Source organism: Coprococcus sp. ART55/1 (assembly GCF_000210595.1).
GTDB lineage: Bacteria > Bacillota > Clostridia > Lachnospirales > Lachnospiraceae > Coprococcus > Coprococcus aceti.
This window is the reverse complement of sequence record NC_021018.1, coordinates 2550672-2554741: the sequence shown is the minus strand read 5'-3', so window position 1 is coordinate 2554741 and position 4070 is coordinate 2550672. Positions and strand designations below refer to the sequence as shown.

The window sequence follows — 4070 nt, the reverse complement described above, 5'->3', positions numbered from 1 at the left end:
ATAGTGATGAAGATACCTACGAACAGTATGGCAACCTCCTGTATAGCATCCCATGTAAAGTTGTTGGCCTTACGGACTTTCTTGCTCGTTGTCTTGAATGAGAGGAAAGCCGCTGCGAGCATGATCACGATCTCGATGATAGCAGCCCATGAGAGCGTTACGCCCTCACAGAAATTGATACCCTTTGCAAATGCAGGAAACTTCATAGGAAGAACACCGCTGAGGATAACTGCGCCTACGATCATTACAAGGAATATAATGTTGTGAGCGCCCTTAAGTCTGATTGGCTTTTTGGTATCCGCATCGAATACCGGCTTCTGTCTGCCGTCTGCGATATCCTTCTTGTACGCTCTTGTGTCGAGAAAGAAGAATACAGTCAGCAGGATGATGAGATTGACAACCATGACCTTTGCAAGTCTGAGACTCCAGAAGAAGTCAACACCATTCATGAATCCCATCAGAAGTGGAGGATCACCGACAGGGGTGAGACAGCCACCAATATTTGAAACGAGGAAGATGAAGAATACAATGATCTGAACCTTTCTTCGTCTCCATTTATTTGCCTTTATGATAGGTCTGATCATCAGCATACTTGCACCGGTAGTACCGATCCAGCTTGACAGCAGAGTACCTATCAGTAGAAGCAGAACATTGAGCTTAGGTGTTCCCACCAGGTCGCCTTCAAGAGATATATTGCCTGCCACACAGAACAGGGCAAAAAGCAATACAATGAAGGTGAGATAGTCACCGATCATTACCTCGAGCAATTGTTCGCCCATCGTACCAAAGCCATGGAATATGGCAAATGGAATTAAAAATAAAAGAGACCAGCCTGCAACAGCCCACTGTTTGTGCTTTTCCCACCACTCACCGGCGATAAGGGGCATAACAGCTATGCACAGAAGCATACACACAAATGGTATACACCATGTAAGTGGAAGCGCAGCACCGAGTGTTTCAGTACCGGATTCGCTGTCTGCCGCCAGGGCACTTACCTGTGACAGCCCAAGAACTGAGATGACTGTGCCGAGACCTAGAAATAACCTGTTTTTCATCGTTTTTGCCTCCTATTAATTATAATTGAAAAACCTTATCTATGCTAACAAATATATGGTAAAAATTCAACGAAAAAAATCGAAACTTAACCATTTATTTTCCAGAACAAAAAAATAATAAGTATAGCCCTAAATGATGGATCTGTGATAGAATGAAAAAGGTTGAAAAATAGCAATACTATGGCCTTAGGGCAGAACAGAGGTAATGATATATTATGGAACATCAATGGTCAAAGGCATACAAACCAAAGAGAAAACTTTACGTGCTGAGGTCCAGAGAGTCAGAGGGATTTGACGATTTTTGTCAGGAGAATGGCTATGACTGGTACAAGTGCTTTAGCAACATATACAGGCCGCTGGCAAACAGGGCTTTGTTTTATATGCCTGAGAAGATGATGGACGCCGGATATTCGCGTTTGTGTGGAGGAGTGGAGATAGGATACAGTGATATGGAGGTGGTTCCTCAGAACTGTGTGAGCATCACGGTTCCGGGATTCGACGTTGTGGATATAAAGGGATTTGATATATCTCTGATAGAGGATATACCGAGACTCATGACCATGGCGTATTCATATGCCAAGTTGTATATAGAGACGGAGAAGCTGCACATTGTTTCTAACCACAAGCTTCCATATATATGTTACATGGAGAGCGCAGACAGTCTGTGCGTGGAGATTCCGGTATGGTCCAAGAAGACCAAGACGGAGGAGATGCTGACTCTTGACAACATGAGTAAGAGAGATCTCTATGAGATAGCATACAGGGAGCCTGCCACCGGACATTACAACTGGACATGGCTCAAGGAGAAGCTTGAGCAGTGTGAATATATAGGACTGGATCAGTTTATATTTGCCAGATTCGACATAAAGGGCTTCAGGCTCATCAACAACGTTATGGGCCGTGAGGTGGCGAAGGATCTGTTCAGATATATATGTGACGCTATGACCAAGCAGGACTGGATATTGTACTCTGCAAAGTGTGAGAGTGACGATTTTGCCATGATTATAAAGTATATGCCGGAGGATGAGATAATGAACCGGCTATATACATTCTTTGAGGAGATAGGACAGCTTCCGTCGAACAGGAAGTATAAGATATTCTATAGCTGTGGTATCGTATTCTATGATGAATTCGAGAAAATCAACATGTCAATGCGCATTGAGGACATGGCGCAGATGGCACACCTCCAGTGTATCAAGACCAATGTAAATGAGATAAAGATATACACATCGGAGATGAAGAAGGAATACATCATGGCACAGCAGTACAAGCTGGAGCTTCCGGATGCCATAGAGAATGAGGATCTCATGGTATATCTTCAGCCGAAGTACAATCCACAGAACGACACCCTGACCGGTGCTGAGGCTCTGATAAGATGGTTCTACAAGGGCGGAGATATTCTCTCGCCGAAGTATTTCGTGCCGCAGTTTGAGACTGACGGAACTATAGACATCATAGACAGATATGTGCTGAGACAGGTGTGCAAGAAGTTCAAGGAGTGGAAGGAGCTTGGCTACCCGCTCTACCCGATATCCTGTAACCTCTCGAGACACCAGATATCGAGACCGGATCTTATATATATACTGTGTGATATAGTCGATGAATACGGAGTGGATCACTCGCTTATAGACTTTGAGATAACTGAGAGTGCAGATTTCGCTGACGTGCAGTATCTGATAAAGGTGCTCAAGGATCTGAAGGCTGAGGGCTTCAAGATATCCATGGACGATTTTGGAACAGGATACTCCAGTATGGCACTTCTTAAGGATATGCCGCTGGATATAATCAAGATAGACAAGAGCTTTATTGACGGAATAGCCACCGGCGAGCCGAACAACAAGGACATGCTCATGACACAGGATATCCTTACCATGTCAAGGCATCTGGGAATCAGAAGTCTTGCGGAGGGTGTTGAGACATTTGAGCAGAAGGAATACCTGAGAGAGTGGGGATGCCACTACATTCAGGGTTATTACTACAGCAAGCCTATACCTATCACGGGATATGAATATCTTCTCAAGAAGATAATGCTGGGACAGAGCTAGCCGGATAATGATGCTATATAGCGACATATAGAGAATATACAGAAGAGTATAAGAGGATTGATATATGAATGTATCGATCCTCTTTTTCTATTTATATTGGACCTTAACAGGATGTAATCTCAATAATGTAATGTATATAATTTACAAGTCTTGTATATATAATCAACAACCTACTAAAAAAATAATTAAGAATCATTCCCAATAGGGGTTGACTTTGATCAAAAAATAGGTATAATAAGACATAGTTGATAAATAAACATCAACAAAGAAGACAGAATATATTTTAACAATCAATGATGGATATTGATTAGATTATTTAAAAGAGAAAAGGAGAATTAAGTTATGGCAAAGTTTGTATGTACAGTATGCGGTTATATCTATGAGGGAGAGCAGGCACCAGCAGAGTGTCCTATCTGTCACGCAGGAGCAGATAAGTTCAAGAAGGTAGAGGGAGAGCTCACACTTGCAGCAGAGCATGAGTTTGGCGTATATGCTGAGACAGTTAAGAACAATCCAGAGATCAGCGATGAGGACAAGAAGTATATCTACGAGCAGCTCAAGGCTAACTTCGAGGGAGAGTGCTCAGAGGTTGGAATGTATCTCTGCATGGCTCGTGTAGCACATCGCGAGGGCTATCCTGAGATCGGTCTCTACTGGGAGAAGGCAGCGTACGAGGAGGCTGAGCATGCAGCTAAGTTCGCAGAGATGCTTGGATCAGACCTTGAGCAGAACATGACAGCTTCAACAGAGAAGAATCTTGCATGGAGAGTTGACTGCGAGTTCGGTGCAACAGCAGGAAAGGTAGATCTTGCAAAGTGCGCTAAGAAGAACAATCTGGATGCGATCCATGATACAGTTCATGAGATGGCAAGAGACGAGGCAAGACACGGCAAGGCTCTCAAGGGACTTCTTGACAGATACTTCGGTAAGTAAGAAGAAGGTAAAGATTATTCATAAGGATAGTCAGTCT

3 protein-coding genes are annotated in these 4070 nt (G+C 43.4%); 2 read left to right on the top strand and 1 reads right to left on the bottom strand.

Annotation, left to right across the window (positions count from 1 at the left end; all coding sequences use genetic code 11):
• On the bottom strand, window positions 1–1055 hold a 1055-nt coding region (locus CCU_RS11470), incomplete at its 3' end, for a sodium:proton antiporter (protein ID WP_208896198.1).
• 215 nt (window positions 1056–1270) lie between these two features.
• Here CCU_RS11470 and CCU_RS11465 point away from each other — a divergent pair.
• Window positions 1271–3100: a GGDEF domain-containing phosphodiesterase gene (locus tag CCU_RS11465; RefSeq protein WP_015534781.1), complete on the top strand. Its 1830-nt coding sequence runs from the start codon at window positions 1271–1273 to the stop codon at window positions 3098–3100.
• Window positions 3101–3442: 342 nt separating this feature from the next.
• Window positions 3443–4033, top strand: a complete 591-nt coding sequence (locus CCU_RS11460; RefSeq protein WP_015534780.1) for an NADH peroxidase — start codon at window positions 3443–3445, stop codon at window positions 4031–4033.
• The last annotated feature ends 37 nt before the right edge of the window (window positions 4034–4070 follow it).